Source organism: Streptomyces sp. CA-106110, assembly GCF_050936285.1.
GTDB lineage: Bacteria > Actinomycetota > Actinomycetes > Streptomycetales > Streptomycetaceae > Streptomyces.
On sequence record NZ_JBNJNB010000001.1, the window covers coordinates 88,285 to 107,614 of the forward strand.

Sequence of the window (19,330 nt, forward strand, 5' to 3'; positions counted from 1 at the left end):
AAACCGCACGTGGAGCCGGTGTAAGACCAGGTGTATGCCAGGCGGTCGGCTGCGAAGCGTGTACCCATGGCCTGCCTCCTAATTCGTGAGTAGGTGGTTCCAGGGCAGATCGACTGAGCCGAACGCCACCACGACGTCGCCCTGGTCGACGAGACCGGCACGCTGCTGGCCAAGCGGCGGATCACCGATGACGAGGCTGGCTACCGGGTGCTGCTGGAGCTGCTCGCCGAACACGGCGACACCCCAGACGACCCGATACCGGTGGCCATCGAGACCAGCCACGGCTTGCTGGTCGCTGCCCTGCGCAGCGGCAAGCGCCGGATCTACGCGGTCAACCCGCTCTCCGCCGCCCGCTACCGCGACCGGCACGGCGTCAGCCGCAAGAAGTCCGACCCCGGCGACGCCCTGGTCCTGGCGAACATCCTGCGCACCGACATGCACGCCCACCGGCCGCTTCCCGCCGACAGCGACCTGGCCCGCGCGATCACCGTGCTCGCCCGCGCCCAGCAGGACGCCGTCTGGCACCGCCAGCAACTGGTCAACCAGGTCCGCTCGCTGCTGAAGACGTTCTACCCGGCCGCCCTGGACGCCTTCCAGGGCAAGCAGCACGGCCTCGCCCGGCCCGAAGCCCGCGCCGTCCTGACCGCAGCCCCGACCCCGGCCCGCGCGGCCAAGCTCTCGGTCACGCAGCTCCAGGCCGCGCTGCGGCGCGCCGGCCGCGTCCGCGGCATCGACACCGATGCCAGACGCCTGCGGGAGATCTTCCACGGCGACTACGCCCGCCAGCCGCAGGGCGTCGAAGATGCCATGGGACATCAACTGGCCGCATTCATCGTTCAGTTGGACGCTGCCTGTCGAGCGGCCGACGAACTGGCCGAGGCGGTGGAGGAGTCTTTTCGCAAGCACCCGGACGCTGACATCCTGCTCAGCTTCCCCGGCCTCGGCGTCCAACTCGGCGCCCGGGTGCTCGCCGAGATCGGAGACGACCGCGACCGCTTCGCCGACGCCCGCGCCCGCGCCCGCGCCCGCGCCCGCGCCCGCGCCCGCGCCCTGAAGGCATACGCCGGCTCGTCCCCCATCACCAGGGCCTCGGGCAGGAAGAAGTTCGTCGGCCGCCGCTTCATCAAGAACGACCGGCTGATCACCGCCGGATTCCTCTGGGCCTTCGCCGCTTTGACCAGCTCGCCCGGAGCCGACGCACACTACCGCCGCCGACGCGAGGCCGGGGACTGGCATGCCCAGGCCCAGCGGCACCTGTTCAACCGGCTGCTCGGCCAGCTCTACCACTGCCTGCAAAACCGGCAGCTCTTCGACGAGCATCACGCATTCACCTCCTTCTCAGCAGCTCCAGCCGTCGCGGCTTGACTTCTTAGGCACGTGAGATGTCTTTCGGCTGGGTACGGGACTTCCACCCAGGAATGGGTGGATCGCTGAGACATGCCTATGTCTCGGTGAGCGGTTCAATAACGCATCAGCTCGTGCTGCCATTCGGCCTCGGGCTGGTTGTGCAGTTCGAGGTATGCCTGGGCGAGCACTGCCGGGTCGAAGCGCGCTTCGCCGCCGATGTCCCTCGTGATCGTGACGCTGGTCGCGTGCACGCCCGTTCCCGCCAGTTGGTCGTGAAGCACGTGCACATACGCGCGCAGCGCGGCCTTACCGACGGACAGGGATGCGTGTTCCTTGGAGGGCGACAGCGCATAGCCGCCGCCTGTGAACAGGAGGCTCCCGCGGCCCTCACGCAGCTCGGGCAGGACGGCGTTGGCCGCGACCCTGGCGCCCAGGACATTGATGGCCGTGACATTGGCCCAATCCTGGTCGTCACCGTCGATGGGCGAGTCCTTGCGAAGCACACCGACGTTGTACACGAGCACGTCGGGAGCGCCCAGCTCGGTGATCGCACAGTGGAGCGCGGCGCGCAGGTTGTCGGGGTCCGCGGCGTCCGCGGCGTAGCCGCGGACGTCCTGGCCGGTGGAGGCGAGCTCGGCGGCGTAGGTGTCCAGCCTCGCCTTGTCGCGGGCGAGCATGGCGACCGGGTGTCCGGCATGGGCGAATGTGCGGGCGATCGCGAGGCCGAGGCCAGGTCCGACACCGACGATCACTGCGGTTCCGAGGGCCATGGCGGTCCTTTCTTCGACGAGATGGGAAGTCATATCGTTGGTCACTTTTCGACGTGGTGTTCCAGGTGTTCGCGGGGGCACTCGCCGTGGACGCCTGCCGCGTCACCGGCCGCCTGCATCTGTGCAAGGTCGGTGGGTCGTCGACCCAAAGGTGCCGATCGAGGAGGTCGCCGGAACCGTCAGGGAACTCATCCGGCGCGGCCAGGCCCGCCCCTTCGGCATGCCCGAGGCGGCACAGCACCGGGGCTGATGTGCGGCGAGCCGGCGATCGTGCCGGGCAGTGGTTCAGCCCGGTACACGTTGCCGACAGCGGCACCCTCGGCAATCGCGAACAGCAGCGTCAGACCGCGGTTCATGCCGCGTGCGAGGGGAGCAGGTACGGGATTGCCGGACACGCATGCGGTGTCGGCAGCCGTGGTCTTGCTGGTCATGGCTTCAAGGCAACCAGCAGGGCCGACAGTGCGGCAGGACGTGTCAAGGGGGTACTGACAAGTCCTCCTTAACCGCACCGCCTGTGCCTACTGTGGAGGCGTGGACCATCGCCGGCAGATTCAGGAGTTCCTGGCCTCCCGCCGGGCCCGGATCAGCCCCCAGTCGGTCGGGCTGCCCGTGGCCGGACGCAAGCGGCGGGTGCCTGGACTGCGCCGTGAGGAGGTCGCCGCCCTGGCCGGGCTCAGCGTCGACTACTACATCCGGCTGGAGCGCGGTGCGCTCACCCACGCCTCCGACAGCGTCCTGCAGGCCATTGCCCGGGCGCTGCGACTCGACGCCGCCGAACAGGCCCATCTGATCGACCTCGCCCGCGCCGACAAACCGTCCGCCGTATCCCGCTCCCGCCGCACCTCGCCCGCCGCGATCGCCCCGCAGCTGCAGACGGTCCTCGACGCCCTCGTCGGCGTCCCCGCGCTGGTGCGCAGCCCCACCCTCGACATGATCGCCGCCAACTCCCTCGGTCGCGCCCTGTACAGCGTGCTCCACACCGGCGCGCGCACAGCGCCGAGCCTCGCCCGGTTCACATTCCTCGACCCCCACGCCCGACAGTTCTGGCGCGACTGGGACGAAGTCGCCGACGACCTCACCGCCCAGCTGCGCGCCGCAGCCGGCGCCAACCCCTTGGACCGCGCCCTGACCGACCTCGTCGGCGAGCTGTCCACCCGCAGCGACACCTTCCGCGAGCTGTGGGCCCGCCACGACGTGCGCGCCCACGGGCGAGGCACCAAACGATTCCAGCACCCGGTCGTGGGCGCGCTCGAACTGCGCTACGACCTCCTCCACCTGGCCGCCGAACCCGGCCTGACGATGATCACCTACACCGCCGAACCGGGAACGACCTCACACGACAACCTGTCTCTCCTCGCCTCCTGGACAGCCGACCAAGACAACGACATCGACCAGAACCAGGCCGCGCCCTCACGCCATGATTGATCCCTTACACCGCCCGCGGCCCACGCGCGCGACGCGGCGGCCGACAGGTAACCGTTTCGCAACCGTGACAGGCCGCGCCGCAGCCGCACCCCACCTAGGCACGCACTCGATCTCGCCACCAAACCGTCCCCAGGCAACCGCCGGCCCACCGCCTGGGCCCGTTGCGCCTCGGCTACGGCAAGACCGCTTCGGACACCGGATCCTTCGTGCCCACGCCGGTCGTGCGGAAACTGGCCCGGTACGCACCAGGCGTCACCCCCAGGTGCCGCACAAATGCTCTGCGCATCAACTCAGGTGAGCCGAACCCTGTACGCCGCGCCACCACCGGCATGGAGTCATCACCCGTCTCCAGCAGCGCCCGGGCAGCTTCCAACCGGATCTGCTCCACATACCGGGCCGGAGTGGTCCCCACCTCTTCGTAGAAGAGCCGGATCACGTGACGGACGCTGACGCCTGCCCTGCGCGCCATGGCCGACAGTGTGTGGTGGGCCCCGGGGTTCTCAGCGACCTCGTCCAGCACCCTGTAGGTGCCGGGAACTACGTCCATGCTGGTCAGGCCGCATGCTTGGTACTCGTGCAGGATGCCTCCGAGGCGGTCGCCGGCTACACCATCGGCGTCAACAGCCTCGTCCACTACGGCGTCACGATGGGCGACACCTCCACGCTCACCCCCGACTCCTTCCTCATGAAGGGCGAGCAAGTCCCCGCCCAGGCATACTGGGCAGGCAACCCCGCCCGCAAGACGCCCACCTGCCTGCCCGCCGGGTAACCGATCCGGGCTCACCACAGCCGCGCCCCTCCGGCACCGTGTCAATCCCCTCGACCGGACGATCCGGGGTCGTCCCCGTCGCCGTGGCGCACAGGAGGCGGCGTGACGGCGCTTTAGGAAGTTGCGGTGCCGGCGCAGGATGGTGTCCGGGCGCTCCAGCAGCCGAAGTCGTCGAACCTTGTCCAACGGCAGGTGATGGGCAGTCCGGCGACCAGAAACCGGTCGTCCGGCGTGAACACCGACTTTGCTGCCTGGTGTTGCAGGATCGAGATCCTGGTGCCGGAGCACCAGGATCTCGATCTCCTTCTCACGTTCACTCATCGGCAGCAGGCGTATCAGAGAGAACGTGCTGGTGACCGCGAGGTAGGCCAGGCGCAACAGCACGGCTGATCATCATGCCAAGGCAAGGGCCCCGGCAGTAACGGGCCGCGGACAGCTGATCGCTGATCAGCGGCCTGAACTGGGCGGATGATGTACCGGCCCCCGCATTGGGACTGCGTCTTGTCGTACTGCCGCACCAGCGCCGGATCCAATCGGGGGTATTCCTCCCCCTGAGCGGCTCGCCCGATTGCGGGCCAGGTGACGTCACCTTAGCTTCAACACGGCGGAGGTATCCCGAAAAGGCCGAGATAATCCCCTTATGTCGGCTTCCCCTGGCGTCGAATGGAGCATTCATGTCGGTGATGACCGGTACACCACCCCAGCAGCAGTTCGGCCAGCAGATCGGCCAGCAGATCGGGGCGCCGCAGCAGCAGCTCTCGCAGGTGGTCCAGCAGGCGATCCAGCAGGCGTGCCAGCAGGCCAGCCAGCAGGTCGCGCAGCGCATGCAGCAGACGCTGCAGCAGATCCAGCAGGTCCAGCAGCAGCTGCAGCAACAGGGCTTGGCCCACCAGGCGCACCCGTACCTGGCTGTCGCCCTGCAGCACACGCTGCGCGAGGGCGTGCGGAACGCTGTGGAGCAGTCCGTGCAGCAGGCGCTGCCGACCGCGATCCTGACGCTGGTCCAACAAAGCCAGCAGGGCCAGCAGGGCCAGCAGGGCCAGTGGGGCGGCGGCTACGGCCAGCAGCAGTTCGGCCAGCCGTTCCCGCAGTTCCAGCAGCCCGGCTTCGGCTTCGGCCAGATGGGCCAGCCCTTCGGTATCGGCTGACGCCCGGGCGGCTCCCTGTGCGGTGTGCCCGGAGGGTCGTCCCGGGCACACCGCATCACCGTGAAAAGCGCGAGCCGCCCGTCCCCGGACCAGGAGCACAAGGACGACGTAGACGTAGGCGTGGTGAAGGTGGACGTGATGGTCAAGGAAAGGCCCGGGAACAATCGCGAGAGCGAGTCCGGGGGCGCGGCGGCGGGTGGGCCGGGACCCGAGGGGAAGGAAGCGGGAGAACGCAAGGAGGGCGCACCGTCACCGTTCACGGTGCGGCCGCGCCGACAGCGGTACATGGTGACACCGCTGCCGCAGCATCTGCTCCCCCTGGGAGTGCCCGAACTGAGCATGGACGCGGTCTGCGACCGCCTCGAGCGGATGCCCGAGGTCAAAGTGATCCGCAGGCTCCGGCCCTCGGAAAAACTCCAGTCGAGCGGACTGCAGCCCTCCTGCCCGGAGATCGCGGTCGTCGAGGCGGCCGAGGCCCAGGTGCCGGCGATGCGATCGCTGCATGTGCACATCGAACCGGACCTGCCGCTGTCCGCGGCCGGGCCGATCGCCACGCCGACCGCCGCAGCCGTGCCGCTGCGTGATCCGGGGCTGGTCATGCCCCTGGAACACCCCGTGGACATCACATTGCGCGTCTGCGGCCCCGGCGGCGAACCGCTGGCGGGCGCCGGGGTGTTCCTGATCGGCTCGACCTGGCCGGCCCAGGGCATCACCGGGGCCGACGGGACGGCCACCATCACCCTGGCGACGGAATCCGAACACTCCGTCCAGTCCCTCTACATCCGGCCCAAGGACGGCTACACGGACCGCTGGATCCACCACCCCGACCTGTCGGCGACCCAAGAGAACGTCGTCACCCTCACCCCGCTCGCCAAGGTGTACCCGGAACTGGAACAGCGCCAGCAGTACGGCTGGGGCCAGCAGGCCATGCGGCTGGACCGGCTGCCCCCCACCTTCCGCGCCTTCGGCGTCAAGATCGCGCTCATCGGCTCCGGCGTCAGCGCCGAGCACCCCGATCTGAAGCAACGGGTGCGTTCCGGGACCGATCTCGTGCACGGCACGGACGAGGGCTGGGCGAAGGACGAGGTGGGCACCGGTACGCATGCGGCGGGCGTCATCGCCGGGGCGGACACCGGCAAGGGCGTCATCGGCATCGCGGTCGACGCCGAGATCGACGTCTGCAAAGTGCTGCCCGACGGCCACTTCAGCGACCTGATCGCCGCCCTGGACCACTGCATCGACCGCGAGATCGACATCGCCCACATCGCGGTGGCCACCCCATACCCCTCGGCACTGGTCTCCCGCAAACTCGCCGACGCCGGCGCCGTGGGCATCGCCTGCGTCGCCCCCGCCGGCGACACCGGCGGACCGGTCACCTTCCCGGGCTCGCTACCCACCGTCTTCACCGTGGGCGCGCTGGGCACCTACGGCTCCTACCCGCCCGACACCTCCCAAGCCACCCATACCGGGCCCCAGCTGACACCGGAAGGCCTCTTCGTCGCACCGTTCAGCTGCCACGGCCCCGGAGTCGACGCCGCCGCACCCGGTGTGGCGGTCCTGTCCTGCGCACCGCACGGCGGCTACGCGGCCCTCGACGGCACCGGCACCGCCTCGGCCCACATCGTGGGCCTGGCCGCCCTCGTTCTCGCCCACCACGAAGACTTCCACGGACAACTGCTGCCCCGTGGCCCCGGCCGGGTCCAGCACCTGTTCGAGATCATCGCCGCCAGCTGCCGACAACTCGCCGCCCTGGGCACGGTGGAGGCGGCACGCGTCGGCCGCGGCCTACCCGACGCCCTCGTCGCCCTGTGGCTGGTCCCCGGAGTACAACTCCCCTCGGCCCTGGCACCCTACGTCCTGTCCATCGCCGGGTAGATCCCCACCCGGGCCAAGCACACGGAACGGCACCCGCCTCCAGAAAACGGGTGCCGTTCGGCCTGCAGGCCATCCGGAGGAACCACAGGACTTTGTCAGGGGCCGAGAAAAGCCGCCGCCCACCCACCGACAAAAACCAGAGCAATCGACTCCCCCCACGCCGTGGCCAAGACGCACGGCGATCCCTTCCGCCCCTACGACGGATGCGCCGCCCCGGGCGCCGCCCCGTCGACGCCCCTCTCTTCGAGAGCGCGCCGGCGGCGAGCGGATGCGACCCACGCCAGACGGCGCCAGCCGAAATGGACCAATGACATCGCCGCTCAATGGCCCAAGCCGGCAGACCACTGCGCGACTAGCGTGACGGACATGACGAACACCGCACCCACCCGTGTCGACTTCTACTTCGACCCCGCCTGCCCCTTCGCCTGGATCACCTCCCGCTGGCTGCTGGAGGTCGAACGCGAGCGCCCGCTCGACCTCCGCTTCCATGCGATGAGCCTGTACCTGCACAACACCGGGAACGAACTCCCCGGGTGGTACAGAGAGTTGGTGGACAAGTCGATCGGCCCGGTGCGGGTCGCGGCGGCCGCCGCCCAGCGGCACGGCGACAAGGTGCTGCGGGACCTGTACACCGCGTTCGGCACCCGAATCCACGAGCGCAAAATAGAGGACTTCGACCAGGTGGTGGCCCAATCCCTCGCCGAACTCGGACTTGCGGCCGACCTCGCCGCCGCCGCGCACGATCCGGCGTACGACGAGGCCGTACGCCGCAGCCACGACACAGGCGCCGAACCCGACTCGGGCGGCTATGTCGGCACACCCACCCTGCACGTCGACGGCGCCGTATGGTTCGGTCCCGTGCTACGAGCCATCCCACGAGGCGCCAAGGCCGCACAACTCTTCGACAGCTTCCGGGTACTGGCCGCCCACCCCGACTTCTTCGAACTCAAGCGAACCAGGACCGGAGGCCTTTCCTTCGACTGAACAGGGTCCGGCGCGGCCAGACTCCAACCCACGCCCCCCGCGTCGACGACGCCCTGCCACAGGGCACTCAGAGGCGGGAAGAGCCCGTCGCCGAAGCCCCACCCGACGTACCGGCCGCTTCCACGCTTCCCCCGGCGCCACGCCCTGACCGACGGTCAAAGACGCTCAGAGGTTGCGCAGGTAGGCGGTCTGGATGAGGCGGGCCGTCGCACAGCGTCCGCTGCTGGGTGGTCGTATCGTCGAGGAAGCCGGTGAGCGGAGCACGTGAACAAGCGGCCGTGAAATCCGTTGGGCACCCGTTCGACCCGGACCTACCATCGCGCGCATGACGACTCATCACGAGATACTCCAAGCCGCGCTGGCCCAGATCACCGCCGGTTACGTGTTCCCCGAGAAGACGGCTGCCATCGACGCGGCGATCCGGCGTCGGCTGGACGAAGGCGCATATCAGGACCTGGACGTGCGGGAGCTGTGCGAGCAAGTCACGGACGACCTCCAGAATGTCTGCCCAGACAAGCATTTGCGGTTGTTGTGGACCGAGGAACCACAGTCGATGGACGAGGAGCCAAGGGACGTCGCTCGCGCCCGTTTCGAGCAGTACGCAAGGGAGAGCAACTACGGTATCCGGCGGGTGGAGCAGCTCGACGACAACATCGGCTACCTCGACCTGCGCATGATCGCCCCCGCCGATCTGGGTGGTCCCGCGATCGCTGCCGCCATGCAACTGCTCGCTGGCACCGAGGCATTGGTCATCGACCTGCGGCAGTGTCGGGGCGGCTCACCGGAGGGCGTGCAGTTGTGGTGCAGCTACTTCTTCGCCGGCGACGGGGTACACCTGAACGACATCTACGAGCGGGCCACTGACTCGACCCGCCAGTACTGGACCCTCGGGCACCTGACCGCACCGCGCTACCTGGACCGCCCGGTCACCGTGCTGACCAGCGACCTCACCTTCTCCGGCGGCGAGGAGCTGGCGTACAACCTGAAGGTGCTGGGGCGCGCCACCTTGATCGGCCAGACCACCCGCGGTGGCGCCCACCCTACGGACCGTATTCCGGTCGCCCCGCACGTGACCGTGACCGTTCCCGCCGCCCGCTCGATCAACCCGGTCACCGGTACCAACTGGGAAGGCGTCGGTGTCGAGCCCGACCTGGCCGTCGCAGCCGGGGACGCGCTCAAAGCGGCGCTGGAGCACCTGCACACGCGGACCGGCTGAGCAGCATTCGACGCTGTGCAGACAAGCAGCGGGGAAGCCGGGGGCGGATGGGGCAGGTACAGGTGCCGTGATCATGGAGTTGCGACGCTCTGCGATCACTGGAGAAATCTGTGCCTGCGCTGCCTTCATGGCTGATCGAACCGCTCTGGGACCCATTCGCCGCCCTGCTGCCGCAGCGACCACAGTTCGAACCGACCCACCCGCCGGGCTGCCACCGACGCCGGATCAGTGACCGGACCGTGTTCGACAAGCTGCCCCAGGTTTTGCGATGCGGCTGCTCGTACGAGGCAATCACGGACTCCACGTGCTCGGCCACGACCATCCGCAACCCACGCGACCAGTGGACACGTCTGGGCCCCTTCGCGCGGTTGAAGCGGATCGCGCTGGATGCCTACGACCGCGTCGTCGGTCTCGTCCTGGACCAGATCGCCATCGACGGCGCCCTCACCAAGGCTCCCGGAGGCGGCGAAGCGGCCGGACGATCAACGCGCTGAGGAGCTGCCGGGCCCTGGCCACGAGATTCGACACGCGCGGCTACGTCTTCCTGGGCAGCGTCACCGCGGCGGCGCTCATGATCTGGCTGCGCACATAGCCGCGCCCCGGTTCTGGGGGTTGAGGAACGTCGGGACGAACGTCGTCATGCCAGGACCGACGCCCCTCAGCGGCCGAGGTACCGGGAGCCGGCCCGGGGGGGCATCTGGAAAACTTCGGGTAGGCCTGTCGAATTCGCGTCGCTCGTCCGACGTAGAGGCGTACCGACCAGACACACAGCCAGGGAGACCCGTGATGGCCCAGTATGCGATCCTCATCTTCGACAACGCCGCGGCCGGCGACTACACCCTGGACCAGCAGGTGGCGAGCAAGCGCCACGCCGACGACCTCATCGACTCCGGCGCCATGATCACGGCGTACGCGCTGCAGTCCGCCGACACCGCCACCTCGCTGCGCGGTGATGTGGTCACCGACGGCCCCTTCATCGACTCCAAGGAGGTCATCGCCGGCGTCTGCATCATCGAGGCTCCCGACCTGGACGCAGCCCTGGAGCTGGCGCGTCGTAACCCCGCCGTCCAGTGGGGCCGCGGCGGTGTCGAGGTGCGGCCCGTCGCGGGCGGCATCACGCCCATGGCGCGATGACGGCTGCGACGGACGCAGGACAGGCGGTCGCCGACGCGCACCGGCGCGAGTGGGCCTTCGTGCTCGCCGCGACAGTGCGCGTCGCCCGCGACCTGGACCTGGCCGAGGAGTGTGTACAGGAGGCGTACGCCGCGGCGCTGTCGGCCTGGGAACGCGACAGGGTCCCGGGCAACCCCGCGGCGTGGCTGACCACCGCGGCCAAGCGCCGGGCGATGGACGCGATCCGCCGCGAGCGGACGTTCCGCTCGAAGCTGCCGCTGCTGGTGGAGCCGGAAGAGGCCGTCGACGAGCTCGCCTTGGACGAGCTGGGCGAACAGAAGCAGGAGCAGGTCGTGGACTCGGAGGGTGTCGTACCCGACGAACGGCTGCGGCTCATCTTCACCTGCTGCCATCCCGCGCTCGCGCAGGAGGCGCAACTCGCGCTCACGCTGCGGTTGGTGTGCGGGCTGCCGACACCGGACGTTGCTCGGGCGCTGCTGGTGTCGCAACAGACGATGGCTGCCCGGATCACCCGGGCGAAGAAGAAGATCTCCGCCGCCCGTATCCCTTACCGGGTGCCGCGCCCGGCGGAGCTGCCGGACCGGCTGACGGCCGTGCTCGGCGTGATCCACCTGCTGTTCACCGCCGGGCACACCGCCCCATCAGGCCCCGCGCTCATGCGCACCGACCTGGCCGACCGCGCACTGCACCTGGCCCGCGCCCTGCGGGACCTCATGCCCGACGAGCCCGAGGTCCGCGGGCTGCTGGCGCTGCTCCTGGTCACCGACGCCCGGCGCGCGACCCGGACCGGCGCCGACGGCCGGCTGCTGCGGCTTGAGGAGCAGGACCGCTCTGTGTGGGACCGCGCCGCGCTGGCCGAGGCGCACGAGTTGATCGTGGCCGGGCTGCGAGGGGGCCGCGCGGGGCGCTATCTGCTGCAGGCGGCGATCGCCTCGCTGTACGCCAAGGCGCCGACGTACGAGGAGACGGACTGGCCACAGATCGTGGCCCTCTACGACAGGCTGCTGTCGCTGTGGCCCTCACCGGTCGTCGCACTGAACCGGACGGTGCCGGTATCGATGGCCCACGGACCGGCCATCGCGCTGGCGCAGGTCGAGGCGCTGGAGCAAGACGGCGCGCTCTCCCGGTACCAGTACCTGCCGGCGATCAAAGCGGACCTGCTGCAGCGACTCGGCCGTACAGACCAGGCGGCGGCCGCGTACCGGGAGGCGCTGGAGCTGACCGGCAACGAGGCGGAGCGCGCGTTCCTCGCCGCGCGCCTCACCCATCAGCAGACCACCCCACGTAAGGGCAGTTCGTTGACGCCGCCGTAGCGCACTTGCTTCACCCCTTTTCGAGAACACCAGGTCGGCGCGGAAGCACACATAGCGGCCCGCCAAACTCATCGGTCATGGCCGGGTGAGATCGAGGAGACAGTGCCTAGTCGCCAATCGTGCCGTCGAGCATCTCGCGCAGGATGTCCAGGTGGCCGTTGTGGCGGGCCGTCTCCTCGGTGAGGTGGAGCAGGATCCAGCGCAGGTCGACGTGGAGGCCGTCGCGGACGGCTCGCTGGGCCCGCTTGTCCAGGCTGCTCCCGGCGACCAGTTCGCGGTAGCGGGCGCTCTGTTCGGCGTATTCGTGAAGCAACTGCGCCAGCGGAAAGTCGACGGCGATCCGCATCTCGCGGTCGGGGTCCTCCTCGGTCCAGGGGCCCCGGTCTTCCTCGCCGAGGAAGACCACTTGGAACCAGTAGTACTCGACCCAGCGGAGGTGATTGACCACTCCGCTCAGGGTCATCAGCGGTGAGCCCGGCAAAAGCGCCTTGCATGCGTTCTTAGCGGAGACGCCCTCGCACTTGGCGCGGGCGGTGTCACGTGCGTAGTCCAGGAACGTGGTGAGCTGGGTGCGCTCGTCCCACGCGGGCGGCGTGTCATCGATTCTGGTCATCGCGCGAAGCGTGGCCGATCACCGTGGCCGATGTCGAGGCAATTACCGACAGGCCCGCCCTGCTCCCCCACCTCCTTGTCCGGCAGGTCGCTCCAGCAACTTGGCGCCGGCAAGGCCGCCCGGCATCATCCGCCGGACACCCCCCGTGCTGTCAGTCCTTCCTCGAGCCGGTTCGGTGGGTCTTGGCACAGGACGGGGCTCGCAGGTTCTCGGCCCGGCGTTGTCCTACCCGGGGTGTAGCGTCCGGGCCAAGGTCAGGTTCATGCTCTGCGGTTGACGAAGGAGCCGGGGATGACGAGGACGACAGGCGAGCCACTGGTGGTGGTCTCCCGGCGCATCAACGCCCCGGCAGCAGACCTCTTCCAGATCCTGGCCGACCCCGGACAGCACCCGGACATCGACGGCTCGGGCATGCTGCGCGGCGGCGTCGCCGGCGCCGTCATCTCGGGCCTCGGGGACGTCTTCGTGATGCGGATGTACGACGAGCGCTACGGCGACTACGAGATGAACAACCACGTCGTCGAGTACCAGCCCGGCCGCCGCATCGGCTGGGAACCGCGGCCCGGTCCCGGGCACCCGGACGCCTCCACACCCAAGGCCGCGTGGGGCCACCGGTGGATCTTCGACCTGCTCCCACACCGGGCCGGGGCGACGGTCGTGACCGAGATCTTCGACGGTACGCGCATGCCGCAGGACAAACGCGCGGAAGTGAACAGCGGGCGCGCCTGGTGGCAAACCCACATGGCCAGCACCCTCACACGCCTCGCCGAACTGTGCGCCACCCGGTGAACGCCGAACTCGCCGCCCTCAAGGACGCCCTGGACCGCCAGCGCGAGCACGTCCTCGGGATCCTCCAAGGGCTCTCCCAGGAGGACCTGCGACGGCCGATGCTGCCCAGCGGCTGGAGCTGCCTGGCCTTGCTGCGCCACCTCACCCTGGATGTCGAACGCTTCTGGTTCTTGGGGGTCATCGCGGGCGAGCCGGATGTGACCGAACAGCTCACGGCGGGTGCGCAGGCACACTGGCACCTACCCGAGGCGATCAGCGCCCAAGAGGTCTTCGCCGACTACCGGGCGGCCATCGCACGGGCCGACACCGTGCTCGCCGCCGCCACGCCCGAACAGGAACCCGCCGCCTGGCCCGTTCAGATCTGGCCGACCTGGCGACTGCCCGACGTACGGCACATCCTGATCCACGTACTCACCGAAGTCGCCTGCCACAGCGGCCACCTGGACGCAACACGCGAACTGATCGACGGCACCACCTGGCTCGGCGGCAACCCCTACACCGGCTGATCGAAGTGACCGGATCAGGCTCGCCAAGTTCTTCAGCCCACAGCGGCCAGGAGGCATCCGCCCCAACGGATGCCCTCCTCGCCGCGGATACGAGCGCGTTCACGGCGCCGGGCGACAAGGGACATCGGGATGGCGGACGCCGGCGTTGCGCCAGCACAGGCAGGCATGCAGGGCACGGGCCAACCGCGCGGGCGTCGGCAAGCCCGCCGTCTACCGGCGCTGGAAGTCCAAGGAGGAGATCCTCATCGCCGCCTTGTCCGTGACGGAAGTACCACTGGAACCGATCGACACCGGCTCGGTCTGCGAAGACCTGGTCACCCTCGCGCGGATCGTACTGAAACATCAACTGAGCTTGATCTTTAACCTCGGCAAGATCGTTTCTTGTCGGGGTTCTTGATTCGCCGGACAGAGGGCGCGGCCGTCCTTGAGGCTTCGGAGTGTCGAGCAACGAAGCACCAAGAAACGGCCGCTGTGATGAGTGTTCTGGATGACGCCGCCCGCGTCGAGTCGCTGTCCGTGTTGTCCTGCTTCCGTGAGGACTTCCATGCCTGCCTGTCCCGGCGGGCGGATGCACTGTTCGAGCTGACGGATGCGGTTCTGTGTGCCGACGGCCCGGTCACCTCGCTGGTCGACCTGACGCTGGTGGCGGAGCACCAGCGGGGACACGGCGCGATGTACGACGCGCTGAACTGCGGGCGCCTCCAGGTGGAACGTCTGCGCCGGTCGTTGGCGTCCCTGCCGCTACCCAGGGCGGCCGATGGGAGGATCGTGCTGGCGGTCGATGTCTCGCCGTGGCTGCGGCCCGATGCGCCGACCAGCGCGGAGCGGCTGTTCTGTCATGTCTACGGGCGGGCCAAGAGCAACTCGCAGTTCATCCCGGGCTGGCCCTACTCTTTCGTCGCTGCCTTGGAGACCGGACGCACATCCTGGACCGCGCTGCTGGACGCGGTGCGGCTGGGCCCGGCCGACGACGCCACTGCGGTGACCGCCGCCCAGCTCCGCGAAGTTGTCGACCGGATCATCGCTGCAGGGCACTGGAGCGACGGTGACCCGGACATCCTGATTGTGATGGACGCCGGCTACGACGTCACCCGCCTCGCTTTCGTCCTCACGGACCTGCCGGTCGAGCTGGTGGGCCGTCTCCGCTCCGACCGGGTGCTGCTTCGACCCGCACCACCGCACCGTTACAGCCCCAAGGGGGGCCGGCCCCGCAAGCACGGCGGAACCTTCACCCTGGCCAAGTCCGACACCTGGCACGAGCCGGAGGTGGCGACCGTCACCGACACCACCCGCTATGGGAAAGCCGAGGCGATGGCATGGGACCGGATGCATCCCCGGCTCACCCACCGCGGGCCCTGGCTGGACCACGAGGGCGACCTCCCCGTTCTGCATGGCACGTTGATCCGCCTCAGGGTCGAGTACCTGCCCGGTGACCGTGACCCCAAGCCGGTCTGGCTGTGGTCGTCGGTCACCGGTGCGAGCGCTGGACTGGTCGATGTGTTCTGGCAGGCCTTCCTGCGAAGGTTCGATCTTGAACACACCTTCAGGATGATCAAGCAGACGCTCGGCTGGACCCGTCCGAAGGTCCGTGAGCCCGATACGGCGGACCGCTGGACCTGGCTGGTCATCATCGCCCACACGCAGCTCCGGCTCGCCCGCCCACTCGCCGAGGATCTTCGCCGCCCCTGGGAGAAGCCCGCCGAGCCGGGGCGGCTCACGCCCGCGCGGGTGCGGCGGGGGTTTCGGAACCTCCGAGCGAAGACGGCCCGTCCGGCGGCCGCACCCAAACCTTCCCGGCCCGGCCCCGGACGCCCGACCGGCTCGAAGAACCGCCGCCGGGCACCCAACCACGACGTCGGTAAAACCGTGAAACGCGATCTCAGCATCGCGGAACACAAGAACCGTGCAGGTTAAAGATCAAGCTGAGCCGGGGCATCGCGGGGCTGCGCATGCGGGTCGAGGCGCTCACGCAACCCAAGCTGTTCGAGGGCATCGTCGAGTCGATCTTCGCGCAGCAGGTGACAGCGAGCCGGGCCATCGACCGCGGCGAACTCGCACCGGACGCTTCTCCGACTCTGATCCTCGACGCGATCGCCGGCGGTGTCATCAACCACGTCGCCAGCACGCCCGCGCACCTGCACGAGGCGATGGTCGTCGGCGCCACCGACTATCCCGAACGGCTCGTCGACCTCGTCCTGTACGGAACTCCCGGCCGCCTTCCGGCCCGGACGCGCCGGACGAGATGCCTCGGCCTGCCGGTGGCGAGCCCCGGTAGCGCCCCGGCGTATCGCGCCCGGCGAGGTAACGAGCTAAGAGTCATCCCGTATTGGGATGCCACCCGATCAGTTCCCGCGCAGGGATACCGCCGCGGGCTGCGGTGTTTCCTGCGCGGGCGGCTGTTCCGACGTGGTCCTTGTGCCGCTGATTCGCGGGTCGGGTCTCATTCGGGGTGGGCCGGTGCCGGTCGGGGGTGTTTCGTCGAGCAGAGGCCCGCTGGCCGGGGATTCCCGGACCGTGGGCTGCCGCGTGGGTGCGGCCCCTGCTGGGGCGGCCACCGCGCTGCGGTTGACTCGACAGGGCTTCTTGCAGCCCTGGTGAGAACAAGGTCTGTGTGGTGCGGGCTTGGACAGTGTCCAGGCCCGCCGTGCTGGGTTCGTCCGGGTTTTCAAGTCGGACGTGTGCAGCGAGTGCGGCGGAGACCATGTCGCGGTCGGCGATCAGGCCGCAGGAGGTGCAGGTGTGGACCCGGTCGGAGAGGGTTTTCCGCACTTCAGCGCCGCACAGGCAGGTCTGGGACAGCTTCGTGTTGAAGGTCGACGCGCGCAGCAGGCGTCCGCCGGTCTTCTCGCACTCCGTGCCGATGGCGGCAATGAGCCGCCCTGGTGTGGTGGCCTGCAGGGGGCGACCCCACAGCCGGAACCAGGTGCGGATATCGCAGTCCTCGACGACCAGGTTGGCACCGTGTTCGGCGACGATCCGTTCGGCTATCCGCCGGGCCCGGTGGTCTCTGGCCGCGGCCGCGGTGGCTGCGGCCTCGGCAATTCGGGCGCGGTTGAAGCGGTAGCCGGCCGAGAGGGTGTCCCGGCGGTATGCCTGTTTCGGTACCCCGGCCTTGTTCGCCGCCCGCGCACCGCCGGGGGTCTGGACCTGCCGTTCGGGCAGGTCGGCGGCTTCACGTCGCGCTGCGCGGTCCTGCTGGCGTTTTGACGGCGTGTACTGGGCGGGGTTGGTGGAGCGGCGGGACCGGTCGAGGGCACGTTTGCGGCCCCGTTCCTTGCGGCGGGCCTTTTCCAGTGAGGCCAGCTCGTCATTGGTGAGCTCGACCCTGGTCGAGCTCACTGCGCCGTCGGCTGGGTCGAAGGTGTCTGGGAAGGAGACGACGGACAGGTTGGAGACGTTGCCGTCGATCCCACCGACCCGGTTCAGGTCGGCTGCGGCAGCCCGCCGCGCCTTCGTGGCTGGGGACGCGTATCCGCTGGTGAGGACCATCAGGTGCGCCTCGTATGCCCACCCACCAGGAGACGAGGCGTCTCGGCGGCGGACCAGGTCCACCGTGTGCCACGTCGTCGGATTGTTCAAGAAGTGCACCAGCCGCGGCCAGCGGCCGGCACCGGAAGGCAGCCGCACAGGCAGGACGAGGTCGCCGAACTGGGAGTCGGCGCCGCCGGTGAACACCAGGACGAGCGGGCCGGTGTGGTCCCACCATGTCGCAGCCCGGGTTTTTGGTTTTCCCTTCGCGCTGACGTCGCCGGTCTCCACTCGGCGGGGCCTGGCGGGCACGGGCATGCGCCGCGGCTGCGCGAGAACACTCGTGGTCGGCGCCAGCCCGGCTGCCTGCTCCGGGGTGGTGATGGCCTGGTCTAGGTCCCGGTGCCGGTAGGCGTCCAGATGCCCGGCAAGGGTGCCGTGCAGGCGGAACGTCTCCCACTTGCGGGCCGTGGTGTGCGAGCGGGCACGGCCGGGGATGCGGGTGTAGTCCCACCAGGTGCCGGTCCTCGGCCGCCCGAACCGGCGACCGGACTCATCGGGAAACAGGTGCCGACTGACGCCTTCCCACACCTCATCGGCCTGATGCATCACCAAAGCTTTGGTGACGTGCCGGCCCAGATGCCGGGAGCGTTCCATGTGTCGGTACCCGCGGCGTTCCATGCCCGCACGGGACAGGCCCAGCTCGACACGCCACCCTTTCGCGTCGACATCGCGGCGCACGTCCCCGGCCCAGTACGCGTCGACCGCGGCCCGGGCATCGCGCTGCAACGCGCGTTTGACCGACCACATCGCCCAGTACAGTTGCTCTACTCGCAACTGGCCCTCGAGCCCTCTCACCTCGAGCGGCAGCCGGATTACCGCGAGCCCGGTGCCCTCGCCACGCGTCCACCGCTTGCCTTTGTTCTTCCCACGGAACCGGCGGGCAGACACGTCACAGGCAGATACCGGGTCGAGCAGCTCTGCACTCACGGCATCCCACCTCCTTTGTCTACGGCAACGGCGACGACCTGTCCGGAACTTGGCAGCTCCGGCAAGCAAGTCCAAAGCTACAGACGCCCACTGACAACGGCTGGGCGACGGACGTGCTTGGCGTTCTAACGTGCCCTTATGCGCCTGACTCCGGCCCGCTGCACGAGCGTTGAACTCCGCGCCTTCACCGGGCTCACCGAGCCACAGATGCAGCACCTCCTCGAGCAGCTGTGGGAACGGAGACCAGACGCCGACCACGGCCGGAACTGGGCGCTTCCGTTCCCCGACCGGGTCCTGCTGCTCGTCCTCGCCTACCGGACCAACCTCACAAGGCAGCAGTTGGCGTCACTGTTCGAAACAACCGACTCCACCGTGCACCGCGTGATTTCCCCTCTCGCACCGCTCCTCGGGGAACTCCCGGGGCCGCCCCCGGGTGACCGGCGGGAGCTGTGGGTCGTCGACGGCACCCTCATCCCCGTCCACGACCACACGCACACCGCGAAAAGCAAGAACTACCGGCACAGCGTCAACGTGCAGGTCGTCTGCCGGGCCCGGGACAGACGCATCGTCGCACTCGGTGACGCATGGCCAGGGAACCGCAACCACATCGTCGTCTTCCGGGAAACTCTCGGCCGGACCCTTCCAGCTCACCCGCGGCTCGCCGGCGACGGCGGCTACCGCGGCTGCGCTCACATCAGAACACCACGTCGCGGACCAGACGGCCGCATCATCAAAGATCGGACCTACAAACGGTTCCGGAAACGGCGAGCAGTAGCCGAACACACCATCGCACGCCTCAAAGACCATCAAATCCTGCGGCAATGCCGCCGCCGCGGCGACGCCATCAACCACGCCGTCGCCGGCGTCGCGGCGCTTCACAACCTCAAGATCGACATCAGCTAACTGAAGCCCCGGAGGTGGTGAGGCACGCACCGAACCGCATAACGGGATATCTCTTAGGGCCTGTCCGGCGAGGGGATGCC

General features: G+C 69.1%; 21 protein-coding genes and 1 pseudogene. 16 read left to right on the forward strand and 6 right to left on the reverse strand.

What is annotated here, in order from left to right; all coding sequences use genetic code 11:
• Positions 1-141: 141 nt before the first annotated feature.
• Positions 142-1,365 (forward strand): IS110 family transposase, encoded by a 1,224-nt coding sequence (locus ACQEXA_RS00445; RefSeq protein WP_433134396.1) that lies wholly within the window; start codon positions 142-144, stop codon positions 1,363-1,365.
• A 95-nt stretch (positions 1,366-1,460) separates the two neighbouring features.
• Here ACQEXA_RS00445 and ACQEXA_RS00450 read toward each other — a convergent pair whose 3' ends face one another.
• Both ACQEXA_RS00450 and ACQEXA_RS00455 read right to left on the reverse strand, forming a co-directional pair.
• Positions 1,461-2,117: an SDR family oxidoreductase gene (locus tag ACQEXA_RS00450; protein WP_432938512.1), complete on the reverse strand. Its 657-nt coding sequence runs from the start codon at positions 2,115-2,117 to the stop codon at positions 1,461-1,463.
• Positions 2,118-2,305: 188 nt separating this feature from the next.
• Positions 2,306-2,548: a hypothetical protein gene (locus ACQEXA_RS00455; RefSeq protein ID WP_433128065.1), complete on the reverse strand. Its 243-nt coding sequence runs from the start codon at positions 2,546-2,548 to the stop codon at positions 2,306-2,308.
• 100 nt (positions 2,549-2,648) lie between these two features.
• Between ACQEXA_RS00455 and ACQEXA_RS00460 the strand changes: the two genes are divergently transcribed.
• Complete coding sequence (locus tag ACQEXA_RS00460; protein ID WP_433128067.1) at positions 2,649-3,542, forward strand: helix-turn-helix domain-containing protein; 894 nt, start codon at positions 2,649-2,651, stop codon at positions 3,540-3,542.
• A gap of 172 nt (positions 3,543-3,714) precedes the next feature.
• Here ACQEXA_RS00460 and ACQEXA_RS00465 read toward each other — a convergent pair whose 3' ends face one another.
• Positions 3,715-4,089 carry a helix-turn-helix domain-containing protein gene (locus tag ACQEXA_RS00465; RefSeq protein ID WP_432938506.1) on the reverse strand — a complete coding sequence of 125 codons (375 nt, stop codon included), beginning with the start codon at positions 4,087-4,089 and terminating at the stop codon, positions 3,715-3,717.
• Between the two features lie 27 nt (positions 4,090-4,116).
• Between ACQEXA_RS00465 and ACQEXA_RS00470 the strand changes: the two genes are divergently transcribed.
• The 9 genes and pseudogenes from ACQEXA_RS00470 (at position 4,117) to ACQEXA_RS00510 (ending at position 11,981) form a co-directional block, all read left to right on the forward strand.
• The gene (locus ACQEXA_RS00470; protein ID WP_433128069.1) at positions 4,117-4,311 is read left to right on the forward strand and encodes a hypothetical protein; all 195 of its coding nucleotides are present in this window, start codon (positions 4,117-4,119) and stop codon (positions 4,309-4,311) included.
• A gap of 126 nt (positions 4,312-4,437) precedes the next feature.
• On the forward strand, positions 4,438-4,701 hold the full coding sequence (locus tag ACQEXA_RS00475; protein WP_433128070.1) for a hypothetical protein: 264 nt from the start codon (positions 4,438-4,440) through the stop codon (positions 4,699-4,701).
• A gap of 284 nt (positions 4,702-4,985) precedes the next feature.
• Positions 4,986-5,459, forward strand: coding sequence for a hypothetical protein (locus tag ACQEXA_RS00480; RefSeq protein WP_433128072.1), 474 nt, complete (start codon positions 4,986-4,988; stop codon positions 5,457-5,459).
• Between the two features lie 60 nt (positions 5,460-5,519).
• Positions 5,520-7,334, forward strand: coding sequence for a S8 family serine peptidase (locus tag ACQEXA_RS00485; protein WP_433128074.1), 1,815 nt, complete (start codon positions 5,520-5,522; stop codon positions 7,332-7,334).
• A gap of 366 nt (positions 7,335-7,700) precedes the next feature.
• Positions 7,701-8,318 carry a mycothiol-dependent nitroreductase Rv2466c family protein gene (locus tag ACQEXA_RS00490; RefSeq protein WP_433128076.1) on the forward strand — a complete coding sequence of 206 codons (618 nt, stop codon included), beginning with the start codon at positions 7,701-7,703 and terminating at the stop codon, positions 8,316-8,318.
• Between the two features lie 325 nt (positions 8,319-8,643).
• Positions 8,644-9,534 (forward strand): S41 family peptidase, encoded by an 891-nt coding sequence (locus ACQEXA_RS00495; RefSeq protein WP_432938496.1) that lies wholly within the window; start codon positions 8,644-8,646, stop codon positions 9,532-9,534.
• A 110-nt stretch (positions 9,535-9,644) separates the two neighbouring features.
• Positions 9,645-10,019, forward strand: a pseudogene (locus ACQEXA_RS00500) (transposase); the annotation flags it as partial.
• A gap of 301 nt (positions 10,020-10,320) precedes the next feature.
• Positions 10,321-10,668 carry a YciI family protein gene (locus ACQEXA_RS00505; protein WP_433128078.1) on the forward strand — a complete coding sequence of 116 codons (348 nt, stop codon included), beginning with the start codon at positions 10,321-10,323 and terminating at the stop codon, positions 10,666-10,668.
• The gene (locus ACQEXA_RS00510) at positions 10,665-11,981 is read left to right on the forward strand and encodes an RNA polymerase sigma factor (RefSeq protein WP_433128080.1); all 1,317 of its coding nucleotides are present in this window, start codon (positions 10,665-10,667) and stop codon (positions 11,979-11,981) included. The genes ACQEXA_RS00505 and ACQEXA_RS00510 overlap by 4 nt, the downstream gene beginning before the upstream one ends.
• Positions 11,982-12,087: 106 nt before the next feature.
• Here the strand turns inward: ACQEXA_RS00510 and ACQEXA_RS00515 are convergent, their stop codons facing one another.
• Positions 12,088-12,594: a DinB family protein gene (locus tag ACQEXA_RS00515; RefSeq protein ID WP_433128083.1), complete on the reverse strand. Its 507-nt coding sequence runs from the start codon at positions 12,592-12,594 to the stop codon at positions 12,088-12,090.
• Between the two features lie 291 nt (positions 12,595-12,885).
• On the opposite strand from ACQEXA_RS00515, the gene ACQEXA_RS00520 reads away from it, so the two are divergent.
• The 4 genes from ACQEXA_RS00520 to ACQEXA_RS00535 all read left to right on the forward strand — a co-directional run bounded on the left by ACQEXA_RS00520 (position 12,886) and on the right by ACQEXA_RS00535 (position 15,803).
• Positions 12,886-13,383, forward strand: coding sequence for a hypothetical protein (locus tag ACQEXA_RS00520; RefSeq protein WP_432938488.1), 498 nt, complete (start codon positions 12,886-12,888; stop codon positions 13,381-13,383).
• The gene (locus ACQEXA_RS00525; protein WP_432938486.1) at positions 13,380-13,889 is read left to right on the forward strand and encodes a DinB family protein; all 510 of its coding nucleotides are present in this window, start codon (positions 13,380-13,382) and stop codon (positions 13,887-13,889) included. The genes ACQEXA_RS00520 and ACQEXA_RS00525 overlap by 4 nt, the downstream gene beginning before the upstream one ends.
• Positions 13,890-14,034: 145 nt before the next feature.
• Complete coding sequence (locus ACQEXA_RS00530) at positions 14,035-14,286, forward strand: helix-turn-helix domain-containing protein (protein WP_433128085.1); 252 nt, start codon at positions 14,035-14,037, stop codon at positions 14,284-14,286.
• A 77-nt stretch (positions 14,287-14,363) separates the two neighbouring features.
• Positions 14,364-15,803, forward strand: a complete 1,440-nt coding sequence (locus ACQEXA_RS00535; protein WP_433128087.1) for an NF041680 family putative transposase — start codon at positions 14,364-14,366, stop codon at positions 15,801-15,803.
• Here ACQEXA_RS00535 and ACQEXA_RS00540 read toward each other — a convergent pair.
• Together ACQEXA_RS00540 and ACQEXA_RS00545 are read right to left on the reverse strand one after the other, a co-directional pair.
• Positions 15,800-16,030 (reverse strand): hypothetical protein, encoded by a 231-nt coding sequence (locus ACQEXA_RS00540; protein ID WP_433128089.1) that lies wholly within the window; start codon positions 16,028-16,030, stop codon positions 15,800-15,802. The two genes, ACQEXA_RS00535 and ACQEXA_RS00540, sit on opposite strands and share 4 nt — an antisense overlap.
• Before the next feature lie 175 nt (positions 16,031-16,205).
• Complete coding sequence (locus ACQEXA_RS00545; protein WP_433128090.1) at positions 16,206-18,347, reverse strand: zinc ribbon domain-containing protein; 2,142 nt, start codon at positions 18,345-18,347, stop codon at positions 16,206-16,208.
• Positions 18,348-18,485: 138 nt separating this feature from the next.
• Between ACQEXA_RS00545 and ACQEXA_RS00550 the strand changes: the two genes are divergently transcribed.
• Complete coding sequence (locus ACQEXA_RS00550; protein WP_433128092.1) at positions 18,486-19,250, forward strand: transposase; 765 nt, start codon at positions 18,486-18,488, stop codon at positions 19,248-19,250.
• Positions 19,251-19,330 lie beyond the last annotated feature (80 nt).